This window comes from Sphingobium sp. RC1 (assembly GCF_059738765.1).
The window spans coordinates 358,721-376,313 of record NZ_AP027308.1; the positions used below are offsets into that span (position 1 = coordinate 358,721).

Consider the following 17,593-nt stretch of genomic DNA (forward strand, 5'->3'; position numbering starts at 1 on the left):
CCCCGGGATGTTACATTCTTCGGTTCACGCCTCGTCGCCGAGGCCAGCCGTCCACTCAGGCTCAAAGGGTGTCGAGCGATCCTGCCGCGTCCATGCGGGTTGGCCATAGATGGACTGCCCGCCATCGACCGACAGGTTGGCGCCAGTGATGAATCCTGCCTTATCGGAACACAGGAAAGCGACAGCCTCCGCAATGTCGTCGGTCAGGCCCAGGCGGCCGATCGGGGTTCTCTGCAACAGGTCGCGGCGGACACCCGGCTTTTCGACCATCCATTTCGTCATGGCCGTTTCTATGACGCCCGGCAGGATGGCATTCGCCCGGATGCGGTGGATGCCCAGCTCCGCCGCCATGGTCTGAACCAGCATCAACAAGGCAGATTTGGTCGCGCAATAAGCGCCGATCTGATCCGCGTGCCGAAGCCCCAGCGAGGATGAGATGACCGCGATCGACCCGCCCCTGCGGCCCTCCGCGATCAACCGCGCGGCTGCCTGGCAGATGTGAAAAGTGCCGCTTAGGTTGATCGCAACATGGCGGTCCCAGACGGCTGGTTCCATTTCCAGAAAGCCGGTGAACTTGGCATATCCGGCATTGGCGACCACAATGTCGAGGCGACCGAAATGCGCGCGTACCTCATCCATCGCCTGATCGATCGCACCCCGGTCAGTCTGATCCGCCGCCAGGACCAGGCAATCGTCCGGCATGTCCTGGCGCAAGGCCGCAGCCGTGGTTTCGTCGCGCTCGAACAAGGCGAGGGCATGGCCAGCATCCGCCAGCCGCTGGCTGATGGCCCGACCCAGTTCGCCCCCTGCCCCGGTCACCAGGGCGACCGGCCGTTCATCCACAGCAGCCGCTCCTGCACTCACCGTCGCTGGCGCCCAGGCGCGGATCGATAATCTCCACCGACTGCCTGAGCCATCGGCGCAGGCGACCGGCCGCGCGGACATCGCCAAAATCGAAGCTTACCGGCGTGACCGAAACATGGCCCGCCGCGACGGCGCTGGCGTCGGACCCCGGCCGCATCGTGAACACGGGATCGCGGTCGACATTGGTGAGGAAGGTGTACCAGCCGTGGCCGGTATCCGTTTCCACCGCCTCATAATGGCCGGGGTCCCAGACGCGATGGTCGAGCGCTGTGATCTTGAGGCGGCGGTCCTTCAGCATGCCCGGCGCGTTGACATTGAGGATGCTGCGCGGCGGCGGCGGGTTGGCTATCATCCAAGCCGCCAGTTCAGCGCCGACCTCACTGCACCAGCCATAATCATAATCGGTGAGATCAACCAAGCGGAAGCGTCCGTCACGCGCCTGCTGCGAAATCGACAACGCAGGCAGGCCGAGCAACGCACCTTCCGCCGCGGAGCCGAAGGTGGATGAATAAGTGGCGTCGTCGCCCAGATTGGCGCCTTCATTGATGCCGGACACTACCAGGCGGACATCCTTGGCCAAGCCGGACAGGATCGCGGCGCGCACGCAATCGACGGGCGTGCCGTCGGCGCGATAGATCGGGTTGCGATCATCGCCGCCATCCCGCGTCATCACCACCGGCTTGCGGAAGGATGCCGAACGGGATGTACCGCTGCGTGGCCCGTCAGGCGCCACCGACAGCACGTTGAGGCCCGCATTGATCATCGCGTCCCGGATGGCAGCCATCCCGCCCGCCTGATAGCCGTCATCGTTCGTCAACAGAACGTCCATGATAACCTCGCTCATCGAAAGTTGCTCAAACTTGGGCGGTCGGGCCGAAGCGCCTCTACGCCCGGCACGGTCGCAGGCTTGCCGGACAACGCCCATTCCGCCGCGCACATGCCGAGGATCGATCCGGACGTGACGCCGACACCGCCCAGCCCGCCGACCACCAGCACGGAAGGATCGGCTTCGTACGGCCCGACCTGAAAGCGATCATCCATGCTGATGGGATAGAGGCCGAACCAGCCGTTGGAGAAACCGAAATCGTCCATACCCATCCGCTCGGTCAGAAGAGTTGCGACAGTGATCAGATGATCGTCGCCAGACGGCGGGCTGAAGCTGTCGGGATCGACATCGAGTCCGTCGATAGCTTCATAGGTATGAAGCCCGGCGATCAGGCTGTCGGGACCATCCTGCCTGAAATAAAGACCCTCGCCCTCCTGTCCCGGCATGTAGAGATTGACCATCGGAACAGTATAGCCAAGGTCCCGTGGCAATCGGACCAGAAAGACTTCATGGACCTGCGGCTTGATTGGCACCGCATGGCCCAGCAGCTTGCCGACATTCCCGGCCCACGCGCCAGCCGCATTGATCACGATGTCGGCTTCGACCACGCCCTTGCTGGTTTCCAGCCGATGCACCCCGCCCGCCTTGGAATGAGAAAGCACGTCGGTCTGAACACTGACACGTGCGCCCTTCTCCTTGGCCTCTTCAAGAAGCGTCGTGCACAGAAGATATCCATCCAGATGCCCGTCCGTAGGACCAAGCAGACCGCCCGCCAGGTCATCCACGCGCATGTCGGGCACCAATTGCCTAAGGCCCTCCCGATCGATCAGCCGGGAATCCATGCCGCCCAGTTCCCGCTGCACCTTCACCGCAGCGGCCAGCCGGTCCATCTGTTCGTCCGTATAGGCCACGCGAACATTACCGATCTTGGCGAGCGGCAACCCACGCTCTCGCTCCAGCCGCAGGAACAGTTCCTTCGCGCGGATGCGGATCTCGATGTCGAGCGGGTTGAGCGTTTGATAATTATAGACGCCAGCGGAACGGCCGGACGACCCGCTGGCGGGCGCCTCCCGCTCCAGCACGGTCACGTCCGCGCCAAGTTCCGCAGCACGAAGGGCGGCGCCGCAACCGGCGGTGCCAGCGCCGATGATGGCGATTCGGGGACGGGTCACTGCTTATCCTCATCATTGGGAAGCGAACGGTGGACGTGGATGTCGGCGAGCGTGCCGCCATCGACCACCAGATCGGTTCCGGTTATGCCCGATGCGGCGTCACTGGCGAGGAACGCGACCGCACCTGCCACTTCATCAACAGTCACCATGCGCTTCATGGGTACGCGTCTGAAATCATGCAGCATATGTTGCAGCATTGCCGGTCGAAGTGCTTCTTCCACCATTTTGGTATGCACCCAGCCCGGACTGACGGAATTGACGCGAATGCCATATTCGGCCAGTTCGATCGCCGCGCTCATGGTCATGCCGCGCAGGCCGAACTTCGCGGCGACATAGCTGGCGAAGGGACCGTCCGCCGCATGCGCTTCGATCGACCCTATGTTGATGATGGCGCCGCCGTCGCCCTGGCTGCGCATCTGCCGCGCTACTCTTTGGGTCATGAAGAAAACGCCGTTGAGGTTGACGTCGATCACCCGCCGCCATGCCACTTCTTCTATGTCGAGGAACGCCGCTTCGTCGGCAATTCCCGCATTGTTGATCAGAATGTCCAGCCGCCCGTGGGTTTCCAACGCACCGGAAACGACCTTTTCGACGTCGCTGGTCAACGAGACATCGCCCGGCTGCACGCTGGCCCTGCCGCCCGTGCTCTCGATCGTCTTTGCGGTAGCCTGAAGATCGACGGGGTTGCGCCCGCTCAGGACGACCGTAGCCCCACGCTTAGCCAAAGTGAGGGCGATACCTTCGCCAAGGCCCCGGCCTCCGCCCGTGACCAGCGCGACCTTGCCTGCCAGATCCTCGCTCATGCAGCCTCCGATGTCCCAGCCATCAGGTCGCGAATACGCAGCCTTTCACCCTGGCGTCCGTTCTGAAGACGATAGACCCCTAGCCCGCCGCCGCCGAGACTGACGCGCCGAAGAGCCGCGAAAAATTTCTCGGGCGACAGTGCTTCGGGCGCAAACACGCCGCCGCGCGGCGTATCGCCTTCGGCCAGCATCAGCACCCCTGCGGCGGCCGGAACGCCAGTGGCTTCTTCCATGCTGGTGTCCGCGCCCGAAGCGTAGCGAAGCCCGTTGCCGTCGGTATGAACATCAATCTGCAACCCGCTTCCAATCCGTTCGCCACCTTCGAAACGGGCGAGGAATTGCTGGAACGCCTTGACCAGCATGTCGGTACGCTCGCTCGTGCTGCCGGGCTGCTGCTCATCCGCGACGGCGGCAAGGGCCGCTGCCACCGCATGCGCGTCAATCGGGGCGATCGCTCCATAGTTGACCGCCCGTTTGACGGGCAGGAAGCGGGGAACGGTAAGCGGTTCGGGATGGGCCAGCTTCACCACTGTCTGCCGCCCGACCGTTCCGGGGAAATCGACGACGCGCGAACGCATCTCGCCGGGAAGCGGAACGGGATGAACCGTCCCGTCGAAGTCGACAAGATTGAAGCAATGCCAGAAATGTTTGGTCGCCGCTTCGGTCATGTCCTTGGCATCGACCACCCAGGCAATCTCGACATCGTCCGCGCCATTCAGATGATCGACCGCAAGTCGGATCAGGATGTTCGACACGCCCGGCGTCGAACCCAGCCCGATGATCGCCGTGACGCCCGCCGCCTTGGCGGCTTCATCTCGCGACAGGATCGGAACCGTGATGTCGGCGTCGTCGCAAATATCGAGATAGTCGGTCCCGGCCGCGATCGCTGCGTCCAATACGGTAAAGCCGGTGCGGTAATAGGGGCCTGCCAGGTTCGCGACGATCACCGTCGAACGCATCAGCGCGTCCAGCGTACCCGCGTCCGCCAGCGGGTCCTGCTCGCTCGTCTGCATGCCAAGTGCCTGCGTTGCAGCCAGCGTCTCGGGCCGCCAGGCCCGATCGATCGCAAGCCAGCGCGTGACATCGGTGCCCCGCGCAGCTGCGGCCAGCATGGCCTGCGCCTGCCGCCCCCCAGCCCCGATCACCACGACATCGAATTCACGTTTCATCAGTCTCTCCCGAATTTGGGCCTTGATCGTTCAGCATCGCGATGACGGCATCGCGCACGTTCCGGCGGTCCACCTTCCCGGACGCGATGCGCGGGAAGGGATCAAAAAGGATGAAGTGGACCGGCATCGCATAGGCAGGCAGCCGCGCGGCCAGGAAAGCGCGCGCGCTATTTTCATCGAACGTCCGGCCCGGCCGGATTTCGAGCGCCGCGACGGGCACTTCCTGCAACACCGGATCGGGGATGCCGATCACCACGCAATAGCCGATCTCCGGCAATTCCGCGAGCAGGCACTCCAGATGGGACGGCAATATCTTCTCGCCGCCACGGTTGATGACATCGTCCCGCCGCCCGTCCAGAAACAGGCGGCCAGCATCATCGAACCGGCCAAGGTCGCCTGTCCGCAACCATTTGCCCGACAATTTTTCAGCGTTAGCCTCAGGACGCCGCCAATATTCCGTCATGCGGGTCGGTCCCGCGACCCAGACTTCGCCAGACTCCCCTTGCGCGACATCCCGGCCGTCTTCGCCTACCACCCGCAATTCTGCGAACGGAGCGGCAAAGCCGACGGATTCGCCAAAGTCCGTGATCATCTCGGGCGGCAGGAAGCTGCACGCGCAACCAAATTCCGTCAGCCCATAGCCATGGACAAGCTCAAGATGGGGCCAGCGTTCCAGCATCTCCCGCGACCAGGCAGCGGGCATCGGCGATCCGCCAAACAAGACGGTTCGGGCCGGTCCAAACACCGCGTCGGCATCGTCCAATATCATCAGCATGCGCAGCACGCTGGGCACGGCGGTGACGAAGGTCGCGGGCGCGGCCTTGAAAGCGGCGATCGCTTCCTTGCGGTGGAATTCCTCCACCAGCATCGTTTCCCCGCCAGCCAGCAGCATCTGACCGAACTGGTCGATGAAACCTGTATTGTGAAACATGGGGGCGATCACGACAGTGCTGTCGGCGCTGGTCGCGCGGAAGAATAAGCGGAATACTTCCGATGCCATGCACAAGGCTTGGGTGCTCAGCAACGCACCCTTGGGTTCGCCGGTAGTCCCAGAACTGAAGCTGATCAGCGCGGGCGCTTCGCCCGTCACGAAATCGGGCAGATCCTCCTGCGCCGACATGGCCGTGGCCATTTCCAGCGGGAGTACCAATATCGGCGCCTTGGCAAGAAGCGATGTGTGGCGCTTGTCCGCAATCGCCACGCGCGCCTCAAGCAAGCTGACCAGGTCAGCCATCTGCAACGCACTGATGCGATTGTTCGCGGGCACGGCGATGGCGCCAAGGCGCATGACGGCGAGATAGGCGACGACCCATTCGATGACGTTGAGGCCGACGATGATCACCCGGTCTCCGCTCTGCACGCCGGTTGACCGAAGGAAGCGCGCATAGTCTTCCGCCTTGGCGGCGAGAACATGATATTCGACCGATCTTTCACCCTGCCGCAGGGCGATCCGTCCCGGCGTTTCGTCCGCCCAATGGCGAAGCGCATGCCAAAGCGTTTCGAAAGGCGGCATCAGAAACGCGCTCCTTCCCGCACATGGGCCGCGGCCTTCAGCATCTCGGCAAAGCTCCCCTTCTCCCAAGCCTTGCGGGCTTCGGTCAGGTTGGAACTTGCATAGCCCTGATAGGTCCAGCCATCGAGCGGCGTCGTATGGGCGGACAGGATCGGTTCGGCCATGGCCGCCCAGGCCGCCTCCCGAACCCCCGCGACCGCACGCATCAGCGCAACGCGGGCGCGCTGACTGTCGTCGAGTTGGGGATCGTACAAGCGCAGAAAGCTCTCCGTCTCTTCGTCCGTAAGGGTGGCCTGACAGGCGAAGCTCGCCATTTCGAACGCGACCCAGCCCATTCCGGCATAATCCCAGTCGATAAGGCGCAGCCGGTCGCCGACGATGAAATTCTGCGGCACGAGGTCGCTGTGACAAAATGCCCGTGGGGCATCGATAGCGGCGAAAAGCTGCGCGATCTGCCTGACGCGATCATACATGTCCGGAAACTCGGCGGGTCGCACCGCACCTTCCGCATCGCCCAGTTTCACGAAATGCGCCGCGTCCTCAAAGGGCGAAAAGGCGCGCCCGGTGGTAGGCTGCGCATGGAGGCTGCGCAGCGTTTCCACGACATCACCCAGCAGCCCTTCTTCCCGCATGCGCGCGGGCGTCATCACGCCGCCGTTCAGAAACGGGCACAGGAAATGCCCCTCCGGCAATATCGATGCCAGGATATTGGGCGCGAGGTCCGCTCGCGCCGCATCGCTTTGCGCCTGGATGGATGCAGCGCGGTCAACGCCCCAACGCTCCGGTTCGGGTGCGCAGACGCGCAGTGCGAGCGCGTGGCGTGATCCTTCCAGCTTCAGATTGACGTTGCTGCCACCTCCGCTCATCGCACTGACCTGATAGTCGTCGGCAAGATCGGGCTGCGTCCACTGGGACAGGATGCCGGTCACCTGCTCCTGTAGCGCCGGACCAATTTCCGGCGCGAAGCCAAGCTTCATGCCAGACGCGACCGTCACAGCTGGTATCCATGGCTGATGGCGACATGCTTGAGCGCCGTATGCTCCTCGATCGCATGGATCGACATGTCGCGGCCGATGCCCGACAGCTTGAAACCGCCGAAGGGCATTTCCGCCGCGGTCGGGCCATGATCGTTGATCCACACCGTCCCGGCTTCGATCAACGCGGCGCATTTGACGGCGCGATTAATGTCCCGCGTCCAGATCGACGCCGCCAGGCCGTAGGCAACGTCATTGGCCTTTGCGATCGCGTCATCTTCGTCATCGAAGGTGCTGACGACCAGGACGGGGCCGAACAATTCCTCCTGGACGATGGCGGAACGCTGGTCCGCCCCTGTAACGATCGTGGGCGTGTAGAAGGCGCCGCTGCCCTCGCCGCCGGTGACGATCCGGGCACCCTCGCCCACCGCCCTTTCCACCTGCCGCGCAATGCTGTCGCGATGGCGCTGGGACACCACCGGCCCCATCTGGACCGACGGATCGAGGAAGCCGTTGCCGACGGTCAGTCCTTCCGCCATCCGCACGAGCCGTTCGGTCACTTCGCCGAACAGCGCCTTCGACACATAGACGCGGGTCGCCGCCGTGCAGTCCTGACCTGAGTTGCGAAACGCAGCGCCACGCATCGTCGCCACGAACTTGTCGAGATCGGCATCGTCGAACAGGAGCACGGGCGCCTTGCCGCCCAGTTCCAGATGGACCTTCTTCACCATGTCGGCGGCATCCCGCATGATGGTCTTGCCGGTGCTGGTGCCGCCGGTCAGCGAAACCATGGCAACGTCAGGATGCCGCACCAGCGCCCTGCCGACACTGTCCCCACCGCCCGTCACGACATTCAGGACGCCAGCAGGGAATATCTCCACAGCGATGCGGCCTAGCAGAAGGGATGTCAGCGGCGTTTCGTTGGTTGGCTTGAGCACCACGGTATTGCCCGCCATCAATGCCGGGCCAATCTTCCAGCTCGTCAGCCCCATGGGATAATTCCAGGGCGCGATCGCGGCGACGATGCCCAGCGGTTCGCGCCGCACCATGCTGGTGATGCCGGGCTTATATTCATCGCATACAGGCGCGGTCAGCGCCCTGCCCGCACCGGCGAAGAACCGATACTTATCGGCTGCGGAGAACATTTCCGCCCGCGCGTCGCCCAAAGGCTTGCCCACATCGCGCGCTTCCAGTTCCGCGAACTGATCGGCATTCGCTTCGAGCGCGTCGGCCAGGCGTAGCAGCGCCGCTGCGCGATCCTTCGGCGTGGTGGCCGCCCATGATCGACGCGCATCCTTCGCCGCGCTTATAGCTGCATCCACCCCGGCTTCGCCAACATCGACCATTTCGGCGATCTGGTCCCCGGTCGCAGGTTCGATAACCGCTTCCACCTTGCCTTCACGCCATTCGCGGTTCGCGATCGTGGGAAAGAAATCCAATGACATCGCTCCAGTCCTCTCGAGTCAATTGCAGGCGATCTTGCCGGGCCATCCCCAACAGCGCCATGGGCCGTCTGCCTTGATAAAATTCTGAGACGCTTCACTCGCGTCGATCAATCCCAATTCCAGAGGGCTCACCAGGAGGCTCGGCCGCGCGCGGCTGCGGCATCAAGGCGTCTACTCGTCCTCACCATGCGATCCCCTACCCCATTTCTATACAAGCTCCGATCCATGAAGCGGCAACCTGAAATTTCGCACATTAATACGAATATATATTCATGCTAATAGGATTCGAGGGGAATTGTCAATCGATGGATTCAACGTATGAATCATCGCATAATCTCCCGATATACAGGTCATTATCGCGGAATTTCACGCAATCACTTGGCATATTGACAGATTGAGTTTTAGATACGAACATACGTTCACAATAAGAGATGCAGGAGTCGAACCTGCGCTTGTTGATATCTGCTCGATCAACAAAGGGAGCGAAGGGTATGTCGAAGTTGAAAAACCGCTTGTGCAGGCATAGCAGTTCCAGCCTTGGAGCGCTCGCCATGGTGATGGCCTTCCCAGCCGTGGCGCTGGCACAGCAAACGGAGGAACCGGCGGCAGCACCTGCTCCCGTTCAGGGTATCCAGGAAATCGTAGTCACCGCGCAGCGCCGCGAGGAAAATCTTCAAAAGGTGCCGGTATCGGTCACCGCATTGTCGGGATCGGATCTGCAAGCCAGGGCGATCGTGGACAGCACGGACATCGTCAAGCTTGTCCCCGCTCTCAAATATAATGCCTATAGTCCTTCCACGACCGTTTATAATCTTCGCGGCGTATCGCAGAACGACTATTCCGATCAGCTGGAACCACCCGTCGCGGTATATCAGGACGACTCTTATCTGAGTTCCATGGCGACAGCGGGCTTCCCCCTGTTCGACATTGAACGCGTGGAAGTCCTGCGCGGCCCGCAGGGAACGCTTTTCGGCCGCAATGCGACGGGCGGCGCGATCCAGTATATTTCGCGCAAACCCACCAACGATTTTTCCCTCAATGCTTCGGCCACATGGTTCAGCGACGGCGGTTACGCGACGGAGATAGGCGCTGGTGGCCCTGTTTCGGATACGCTTGCGGCCCGTTTCGCCATTGCGCGAGTGCAGAGGGATGGCTTCGTCAAAAGCAACAATCCGGCGATCGGCGACAGTGGCGAAACCGATCAGTTCGCCGGCCGTGTCCAGTTGCTCTGGAAACCCACGCCCAACCTGAAAGTCTTGCTGCGCGCCATGCGATCGCGCGATGACAATTCAATCGCGGGCGGCACCTACACCTACACGCCCGCCGTTCCCGCCGATCATGGCCGCGGCGTGACACAGTCGCCCACCGATGATTTCTGGGGCACCGGCCCCGGCGTCGATCCGAACGGCTATGTAAAACCGGCAAGCTACGGCCTGTACGAAAACAACAACAATATCCCGTCCGTCTTCAGCCGGACGATCCAGGCCTATACCGGCCGGATCGACTGGTCCGTTGGCGATGTGACGATCATTTCGATCACCGATTATCAGCGGATGAGAAAATTCTATCGGGAGGATTGTGACGGCACACCGCTAAACGGGTGCATCTTCGCTCCACGGACCAATCTTCGCCAATTTTCACAGGAAATACGCGCCGAAGGGGACACCGGAAGCCTCCGCTGGGTTGCAGGCGTCAACTACATCGACATTGACGGGCATTACCAATCGCATGCCGAATATAATCTGATCGGACTGGATTATTTTTCGACCGGTAATTCCGACTATTCGATCCGCACCAAATCGCCGTCGATATTCGCGCAGGGCACATATGCGCTGACCGACAAGCTGAAGTTGACAGCCGGTGCACGCTATACCCGTGACAAGAAGACCGACGACTACCGTCTCGACTTCACATCGATCACTGGCGGCGTGACCGACAATCAGATCATCGAGTTCAACCCCACTCTCAATCCCGATGATGCCCGCAAGCGCTACAATCTCTATTCGGGCAAGCTGCAACTGGATTATTCGCCAACCGATGACATCTTGCTGTTCGCAGGTGTTACCCGCGGCACGAAGTCAGGGAATTTTTCGGCACCGGTTTCCGCGCCGGTAGTGGTGTCGCGCCTGCCGCACGGGCCGGAAGTGCTTTGGTCCTATGAAACCGGCTTAAAGTCCAAATTCCTGGACAATCGCCTGCGGATCAACGCTTCCGCTTTCTATTATGACTATCATAACTACCAGGCCTTTTCGCTGATCGACCTCGTTCAGACGATCAGCAACCATGACGCCTGGGTCTATGGCGGCGAACTGGAGATAACAGCGGTACCGGCCGAGGGCCTCAACATTTCGGGCGGCCTTTCCTATCTCAAGAGCAAGGTCAAGGGCATCGGCCTGCCCGACGGCACGACCACCGATAGCCGCCTGCCCCAGGCGCCTCGGTTGTCCGGCAATGCCAGCATCAGCTACACTCTGCCGGTGGGCAGCGGAGACCTGACCGCCCGCCTGGATGGCACGTTCACAAGCGGTTTCTGCTTCAGCGTCGTATGCGCCCCGGTGGAGCGCGAAAAGGCGTATCAGACGCTGGATGCGAGCCTGAGCTACAAGTTCGATCCTTTCACGCTAACCGCGTTTGCGAAGAACGTGACGGCGGAGAAATATCGCACCTACGCGCTTGACGTTTCCAGCCTGGGCTTCCTGGAAAGCATCTATACGCGTCCTCGCTACTATGGCGTGACCTTGTCGGTTAACTACGGGAAGTAAGGAAGAAGGGGGAAAGCTGTTTTGAAGGCTCTCCCCCTTCTTCGTTCGAAGGGCACTGCCAGACCAAATGCACCGCTCGTTATGATGGCGCTGGTAAGCAGGTTCATGCCCCGCCCCCGTAAGCCCGGTAGCCCTCTCGCTACTTCAACTCTTCGCCTGAAATCATCCGGCCGCTGTGGTGATATGGGCGCTCGAAGTGCGCGCTTACCATGATTGGAAAGCGCGTGTTCATTCTTGCTGATCAGTGTCGTCTTTGAGCCGGGGGGAAACCGGAGAAAAAACATGAGGATCGCACTGAGGCAATGCGAAGAACGCGTTGAGCTGCGTCACGAGGCGAACATCCCCGCCACACTGTTCCATGATGGTGTCGGCGTGCCGGCAACAATCAAGAACATATCAAGCTACGGCGCGATGCTGTCGGTTCAATACGCTCCACCGCTTGGATCGCAGGTCTCGATCATCACAGACCGGCGCGAACTGCTGGCAACCATCATATGGGCGCGCGATGATAAATGCGGCGTGCTACTCAACTACTCTGTCGATCCAGCCGATTGGCTGGTCTCCGATAGGTAAAAACACCTTATATCGGTGCCACCAATCCGGCAGCAGACCAATATCTGGTGGTCGACCCCGTAATCACGCTGGCGCAAAAGGCCCCGCAGAGCCTCCGCCGTCGATCGGGATAAGAGCTCCATTGATGTATCCGCCTAGGGTTGACGATACGAAATCGACAAGATTGGCCACGTCATCCACCTTCGCGAAACGCGCCAACGGCACAGCCTTTTCCGCATCGTCGAACGCCCAACCAATTTCCGCCAGCAACTGATCGAGCATCGGCGTTTCAACATATCCGGGGCAAATGGCGTTGCAGCGAACGCCCTTCGGGCCATGGTCCAGCGCCATGCTCTTTACAAGTCCCGCGACGGCGTGCTTCGACGCGCAATAGGCGGCGTAGCCCTGGAAGCCATTCAGACCAGCGTCCGACGCGATGGCAGTGAAAGTCCCGCCCCCATTCTCCAGGAATGGGATGATCGCTTTCGCGAAAAGGAACACGCCTGTAAGATTGACGTCGATCATCTTGCGAAACAGCTCGGCCGACGTATCTACAACCGTGCCCGTCGCAGCGATGCCCGCACAGGCGACCGCGGTCGAGGGCCGTCCGAAATCCTTCGCGACGCTTTGGATGAAACCGGCCAGTTGATTTTCGTCGGTCACATCAACAGTAGCCGCGATGCCCTGTCCTCCAGCGCGTTCGATCTGCTCAAGCGTCTCCCTGACTCCATCGGCATTCCGGTCGGCCAGAGCGATGAAGCTCCCGCGTGCGGCGAGCTTCATGGCGACGCCAGCTCCGATGCCTGAGCCTGCCCCGGTGACTACTGAAATTTCCATCGAGGCCCTTCCTTTTACTAGTCGGAGATCAAGCCGCGCTAGACAGCTGACTGCGCAGGCGTACCATGATCCGAGCCCTGACTGGATCGAACGACATCGCGCCCAAACAGAACAGCGATAAAATTGAATATCAGGAGAGATACAGCGGCCAAAACAAAGCCCAGCGTGTAAAGGCCTGTTCTATCGCGAACATATCCCAGGACGAGCGGGTAGATAACGCCTCCGAATATCAGTCCGGTGCCCATGATACAGCCTGTCGCCATTCCGGCCATTTCCAGCCCGACAGCGTCAGCCGCAAGACAATAGGCCAGCGGCAACCCACCATAGGCGAACAATCCGCCCAGCGGCAGCGTCATCGCCAACAAATCATATCGATGCTGATCGACCGCCATCGCCGCGCCCATGAAGGAGAAGACCATCCCAACACCGGAAATCAGCATCAGCGGCTTCCGATGGCCCAGCCGATCTGACAGCAGACCAAAGGTCACGGCCGAAACGACCCCGGCAAACGGATAGAGCGCACCGGCAAACCCGGCAGCGGCTTCGGACCAATGGCCTTCCTCGATCAGAAGCGTGGGAACCCAATAGACAGCGATCGAATATGTGCCCCACACTCCGGTGAGAAAGAGCGCGGCCACTCGCACATTGGCCTGGCGCAGCACGGAGAGATATTGAGTAAGTTGAGAAGGTTTGTCCACGCGCGTGGAAGGATCGGCCCGTGCTGTGGACTCCGGTTCGCGCAGAAGCAGCCAGACCAGACCAGCGATAATCAGAAGCGCCGCCGCTCCCCACAGCGATCCGATGCGCCAGCCCCAGGTTTCGAGGACGTGCGAATAGGCATATCCGGCAAACACTGTGCCAATACCATCAGTGGAAAGCATGATGCCCATGAAGACGCCAAGCCTCTTGGAATGCTCCGCCCAATGCATTGCGATGGTATAAGGTCCGACGAAAAGCAGCGGAATGGCGGCACCCTGAAGAATGCGAACGACAAACATCATTTGATAGGTTGAGGCGAATGAGAATAAACACTGCCCGAGAGCGGACAAGACAAGCCCCGCGACGCAGACATTCTTGGCCCCCCAACGATTGAAAAGCCCTCCGGTCGAATAAACGACCATACCGCCCGACAGGGCCGTCCCCGATGCCAGGGCACCGGCCATGGTATAGTCCATGGAAAGATCGCTCATCATTGTCGCGATCTGGGTCGAATAGCCCACATAGGGAAGAAAGATAATGACCGTCGCTATAAAGCAGAGGGCCAGAGCCACCCATGCGCGGAAATCTGGCTGCTTTTTTTCTGTCACCTGATCACTCCGTTCGACGTCCGTCAGCGCGGGGGCTTAGAGCGGGCTGCATCAAATCAGACGCAGCCCCGCCACGCTAATTTTGTTTCGGCTCGCGCAAAACCGGCGGCCACTTTTGCGCTAGTCCAAGGTGCCTTCCGTCTTACCTCGTGAAGCGGCGAGCCTTGTTGAACAACCGGAAGTCGTCATATTTCTGACCGTAGATATACGGACGATAGTCATGACCGTCATCCAGTTCTTCCCAGAAAGGTATGGTCCAGCAGGAGGCGCCTTCACCATAGGAAACGCCGCCCACTTCGACCACCGGTATGGTGTCGAGCGGATCGACAGCGGTGCCGGCGAGCTTGAGCGTGCCCGTGCCCTGCCGCGTGACACGGAAGTCCTCCGCCGTATCAAGGCAGCTCAACACCACCTTGTTCTGGAAGCCCTTGCCGGTCGTGTGCGGCTGCGCCTTCAGCTCGAAATCCTTGACGTTGCTTTGCGCTGGGCCAAGGTCAGCACCGAGTTCGGCGTGAATTTCTATCAGGCGCACACCGTTGCGTTCAGCATAGGCGTAAACTTCATGACCATCGACATACAGGCGAGCGTTACCGGTCTTTTTGCCTTCACCCCACATCTCACGCCCGATGGTGACAGGCATATCGCCGCTGACGAACAAGGTCAGCATGGTGGTGCCAGCTTCACCCTTATATTTGCACGAAAGATAGATGATGCCGCAGTCAAATTCGCCGCAAAGCGCCGACTGCCAATGCGACACGTTGGCGTAGGCGATCGGTTCGTCGGGAAGATCGAAACAGGGCGGGAGGACTTTACGCAAAAATTCCTGCGTGGTCTTGAACTCAATCGTCAGGGATTCTGTCGTAAACTGCCCCTTCGACAGCAAGCTCTCAATTTCTGCGACTTCCTGGTCTGTTTTGACGAAGCTCATTGACTAGCCTTTCTGTAATTTCTTTCATGAATTCAAAATAAAACTGGATTTCACTTCTCGCCGCCAAACGCTTCCGCATCTGCATAGGGGAACCACCAGAAATCATGAGACGAGCAGCTCGGATCGATCATCACCATCTTCGAGTGCCGGAACTGGTCCAGGCCCTCCGCTCCTAGCTGGCTACCCATGCCGGAGATCTTGCGGCCACCGAAAGGCGCGGCGTTATTGTCCATCAGCGGGGCATTGATCCAGGTCATGCCGCTTTCAAGCTCTTCGATCGCGCGGTGCGTTTCACCAAGGTCCGTGGTGTAGACCGTCGATCCCAGGCCATATTCCGACCGATTGGCGAGCGTGAGGGCTTCGTCGAAATCAGCGACGCGGCAGATGGACATCACCGGACCGAAGCTTTCGACATTCAGGATTTCGGCGTCCGGTTGGACCTCCGTCAAGACCGTGGGTTCGACGAAGTAGCCAGCGTTGAGGTAAGACGGGCGGGCGCCGCCGGTCGCCACCCGGGCTCCCGCCTCGATCGCGCGCGAGACCAGTCCTTCGTAGCGGCTCCGTTCGCGCTCCGACACCATCGGACCCATATCGACCTTGTCCAGACCGTTGCCGATACGGATCTTCCGCGTCAGTCCGACCACCTTGTCGATGAAGGCATCGTGGATGTCCTGATGGATATAAAAGCGCTCACCCGACGTGCAGACCTGACCCGCATTGAGATTGGCGGCGAAGACGGCGGCGCGCGCGGCAATGTCGAGATTGGCCGACGGCATGACGATGAACGGATCGTTGCCCGACGTTTCGATCAGAGCCTTCTTGAAATTTTCGGCGCATCCCTTCGCGACGGCCCGGCCCGCGCCCACGCTGCCAGTGAAGGCGATGCCATGAATATCCTTATGCGCGACCATCGCGGTGCCGACGCGAACGCCACCCGTGATGAGGCCGATCAGGCCGGGCGGCAAGTGCGGCATCATCGTCTTGAGGAACAGGATCGACGAGACCGATGTGTGGTCGGATGGCTTGAGGATCACGGCGTTGCCCGCGCCAAGCGCCGCCGCTGCTTCCCAGGAATAGAGGCAGTAGGGGAAATTGAACGCCATGATGATGCCGACGACGCCAAGTGGATGCTTGGTGACCAGGTTCATATGGCCGCCCACGACCGGCCCGACGACACGACCATGATCGTGGCGGGACACTTCTGCATAATAGCGGAACGCCCATACGGACCATGTGACCTCGTCGAAGGCTTCCTTGTACGGCTTGCCCATTTCGCGGGTCATCGATTCAGCCAGCAACGGCCGGTTGTCCTCAATGGCCTGCGCGACCTTGTGAAGCGCTTCAGTGCGTTCCAGCGCCGAAAGCTTGAGCCATGCGCGCTGTGCCTGCTTCGCGCTCGCGACCGCCTGATCGAGTTCAGCATCAGTCGCATCCGACACGCTCGCAACCACTTGTTCCGTTGCAGGATCAATCACATCAAGCGCGGTCGTCGAAGCACTCCGCCGCAGCTCTCCGTTCACCAGAATATGGTTGCTATAGTCCGCAAATGGCTTGAACCCCGACATCAAAATACTCCCAGAAAAACTATGGTGAAGTTCGCCTGCTCTTCACTCCCGCACCCATGATCACGCACCGAGCCAGCCCCCATCGACGGCATAGGTGTAGCCCGTGCAGTAGGATGAGGCTTCGGACGCCAGGAAGAGAGCCGCGCCCCGCAGTTCCTGCGGCTGGGCGTAGCGCTTCATCGGCGTGCGAGCCAACAGTTCGGCCTGGAGACGGCGAACTTCTGGATCGGGATGATCCAGCTGCTCGCCTTCGCTCAATCCTGTGGCGACATAACCGGGGGCTATCGAATTCACCCGGATGCCCTCGGGAGCCAGCATGACCCCCAACTGGCGCGTAAGCTGCACCACCCCACCCTTCGCCGCCGCGTAGCCGATGCAGCCCCATTGCGAGTCAGCAGTCACACCGACGATGGACGCGATGTTGATGATGGAGCCTCCACCACGACCCTTCATGGCCTTGGCCGCCGCCATGTCGGTGAAGAAGACGCCCGACAGATTGACATCGATCAGCCGACGCCAGAGATCGGCCGTGTAATCCTCCCACGATATAGGAAGATTAGGCTCAGCGATGCCTGCGTTGGCGATACAGACATCAAGGCGTCCGTGCCGTTTCATGACGGCATCAACCATGCTGGCGACCGACGCCTCCTGAGACACGTCCACCTGTATTCCATGGGCGGCGCAGTCGCCATCCGCGGCAATCCGTTCAGCTGCCTCTTCAGCGCCAGCACCATCGATATCGGCACAATAAACAATCGCGCCAGCGTGCGACAGGGCCGTAGCAAGCTCAAAGCCGATACCGCGCGCACCTCCCGTTATGAGAGCCACTCTCCCATCGAGCTTGAACAAATCCATTGTGTTCACGCGCCGCCTGAT

At 60.7% G+C, this 17,593-nt stretch carries 15 protein-coding genes; 2 read left to right on the forward strand and 13 right to left on the reverse strand.

What is annotated here, in order from left to right; all coding sequences use genetic code 11:
- Positions 1-24: 24 nt before the first annotated feature.
- The 8 genes from AC6JBC_RS15695 to AC6JBC_RS15730 are packed head-to-tail and all read right to left on the reverse strand — an operon-like array spanning position 25 to position 8,766.
- The gene (locus AC6JBC_RS15695) at positions 25-843 is read right to left on the reverse strand and encodes an SDR family NAD(P)-dependent oxidoreductase (protein ID WP_498026407.1); all 819 of its coding nucleotides are present in this window, start codon (positions 841-843) and stop codon (positions 25-27) included.
- Positions 836-1,708, reverse strand: coding sequence for a 5'/3'-nucleotidase SurE (gene surE, locus AC6JBC_RS15700; protein WP_498026408.1), 873 nt, complete (start codon positions 1,706-1,708; stop codon positions 836-838). The genes AC6JBC_RS15695 and surE overlap by 8 nt, the downstream gene beginning before the upstream one ends.
- On the reverse strand, positions 1,705-2,862 hold the full coding sequence (locus AC6JBC_RS15705; protein WP_498026409.1) for an NAD(P)/FAD-dependent oxidoreductase: 1,158 nt from the start codon (positions 2,860-2,862) through the stop codon (positions 1,705-1,707). The genes surE and AC6JBC_RS15705 overlap by 4 nt, the downstream gene beginning before the upstream one ends.
- On the reverse strand, positions 2,859-3,665 hold the full coding sequence (locus tag AC6JBC_RS15710) for an SDR family NAD(P)-dependent oxidoreductase (protein WP_498026410.1): 807 nt from the start codon (positions 3,663-3,665) through the stop codon (positions 2,859-2,861). Before AC6JBC_RS15710 ends, AC6JBC_RS15705 begins: the two co-directional genes overlap by 4 nt.
- A complete protein-coding gene (locus AC6JBC_RS15715) occupies positions 3,662-4,834 on the reverse strand; it encodes a saccharopine dehydrogenase family protein (RefSeq protein WP_498026411.1) in 1,173 nt (390 codons plus the stop codon). The genes AC6JBC_RS15710 and AC6JBC_RS15715 overlap by 4 nt, the downstream gene beginning before the upstream one ends.
- A complete protein-coding gene (locus AC6JBC_RS15720) occupies positions 4,824-6,347 on the reverse strand; it encodes a class I adenylate-forming enzyme family protein (RefSeq protein ID WP_498026412.1) in 1,524 nt (507 codons plus the stop codon). Before AC6JBC_RS15720 ends, AC6JBC_RS15715 begins: the two co-directional genes overlap by 11 nt.
- The gene (locus tag AC6JBC_RS15725) at positions 6,347-7,342 is read right to left on the reverse strand and encodes a phosphotransferase (RefSeq protein ID WP_498026413.1); all 996 of its coding nucleotides are present in this window, start codon (positions 7,340-7,342) and stop codon (positions 6,347-6,349) included. Before AC6JBC_RS15725 ends, AC6JBC_RS15720 begins: the two co-directional genes overlap by 1 nt.
- On the reverse strand, positions 7,339-8,766 hold the full coding sequence (locus AC6JBC_RS15730; RefSeq protein WP_498026414.1) for an aldehyde dehydrogenase family protein: 1,428 nt from the start codon (positions 8,764-8,766) through the stop codon (positions 7,339-7,341). The genes AC6JBC_RS15725 and AC6JBC_RS15730 overlap by 4 nt, the downstream gene beginning before the upstream one ends.
- Positions 8,767-9,257: 491 nt before the next feature.
- On the opposite strand from AC6JBC_RS15730, the gene AC6JBC_RS15735 reads away from it, so the two are divergent.
- Positions 9,258-11,528, forward strand: a complete 2,271-nt coding sequence (locus AC6JBC_RS15735; protein WP_498026415.1) for a TonB-dependent receptor — start codon at positions 9,258-9,260, stop codon at positions 11,526-11,528.
- Between the two features lie 282 nt (positions 11,529-11,810).
- Entirely contained in the window at positions 11,811-12,101 is a 291-nt protein-coding gene (locus tag AC6JBC_RS15740) for a PilZ domain-containing protein (protein ID WP_460988339.1), read from the forward strand.
- A 63-nt stretch (positions 12,102-12,164) separates the two neighbouring features.
- Here AC6JBC_RS15740 and AC6JBC_RS15745 read toward each other — a convergent pair whose 3' ends face one another.
- The 5 genes from AC6JBC_RS15745 to AC6JBC_RS15765 form a co-directional block, all read right to left on the reverse strand.
- Positions 12,165-12,917 (reverse strand): SDR family NAD(P)-dependent oxidoreductase, encoded by a 753-nt coding sequence (locus tag AC6JBC_RS15745; protein ID WP_464789507.1) that lies wholly within the window; start codon positions 12,915-12,917, stop codon positions 12,165-12,167.
- A 38-nt stretch (positions 12,918-12,955) separates the two neighbouring features.
- Positions 12,956-14,188 (reverse strand): MFS transporter, encoded by a 1,233-nt coding sequence (locus tag AC6JBC_RS15750; protein WP_498026416.1) that lies wholly within the window; start codon positions 14,186-14,188, stop codon positions 12,956-12,958.
- Positions 14,189-14,366: 178 nt separating this feature from the next.
- Entirely contained in the window at positions 14,367-15,152 is a 786-nt protein-coding gene (locus tag AC6JBC_RS15755; RefSeq protein ID WP_498026417.1) for an acetoacetate decarboxylase family protein, read from the reverse strand.
- A gap of 50 nt (positions 15,153-15,202) precedes the next feature.
- Positions 15,203-16,717 (reverse strand): aldehyde dehydrogenase family protein, encoded by a 1,515-nt coding sequence (locus AC6JBC_RS15760; protein WP_498026418.1) that lies wholly within the window; start codon positions 16,715-16,717, stop codon positions 15,203-15,205.
- A 60-nt stretch (positions 16,718-16,777) separates the two neighbouring features.
- Positions 16,778-17,572, reverse strand: a complete 795-nt coding sequence (locus tag AC6JBC_RS15765; protein ID WP_498026517.1) for an SDR family NAD(P)-dependent oxidoreductase — start codon at positions 17,570-17,572, stop codon at positions 16,778-16,780.
- Positions 17,573-17,593: the final 21 nt, after the last annotated feature.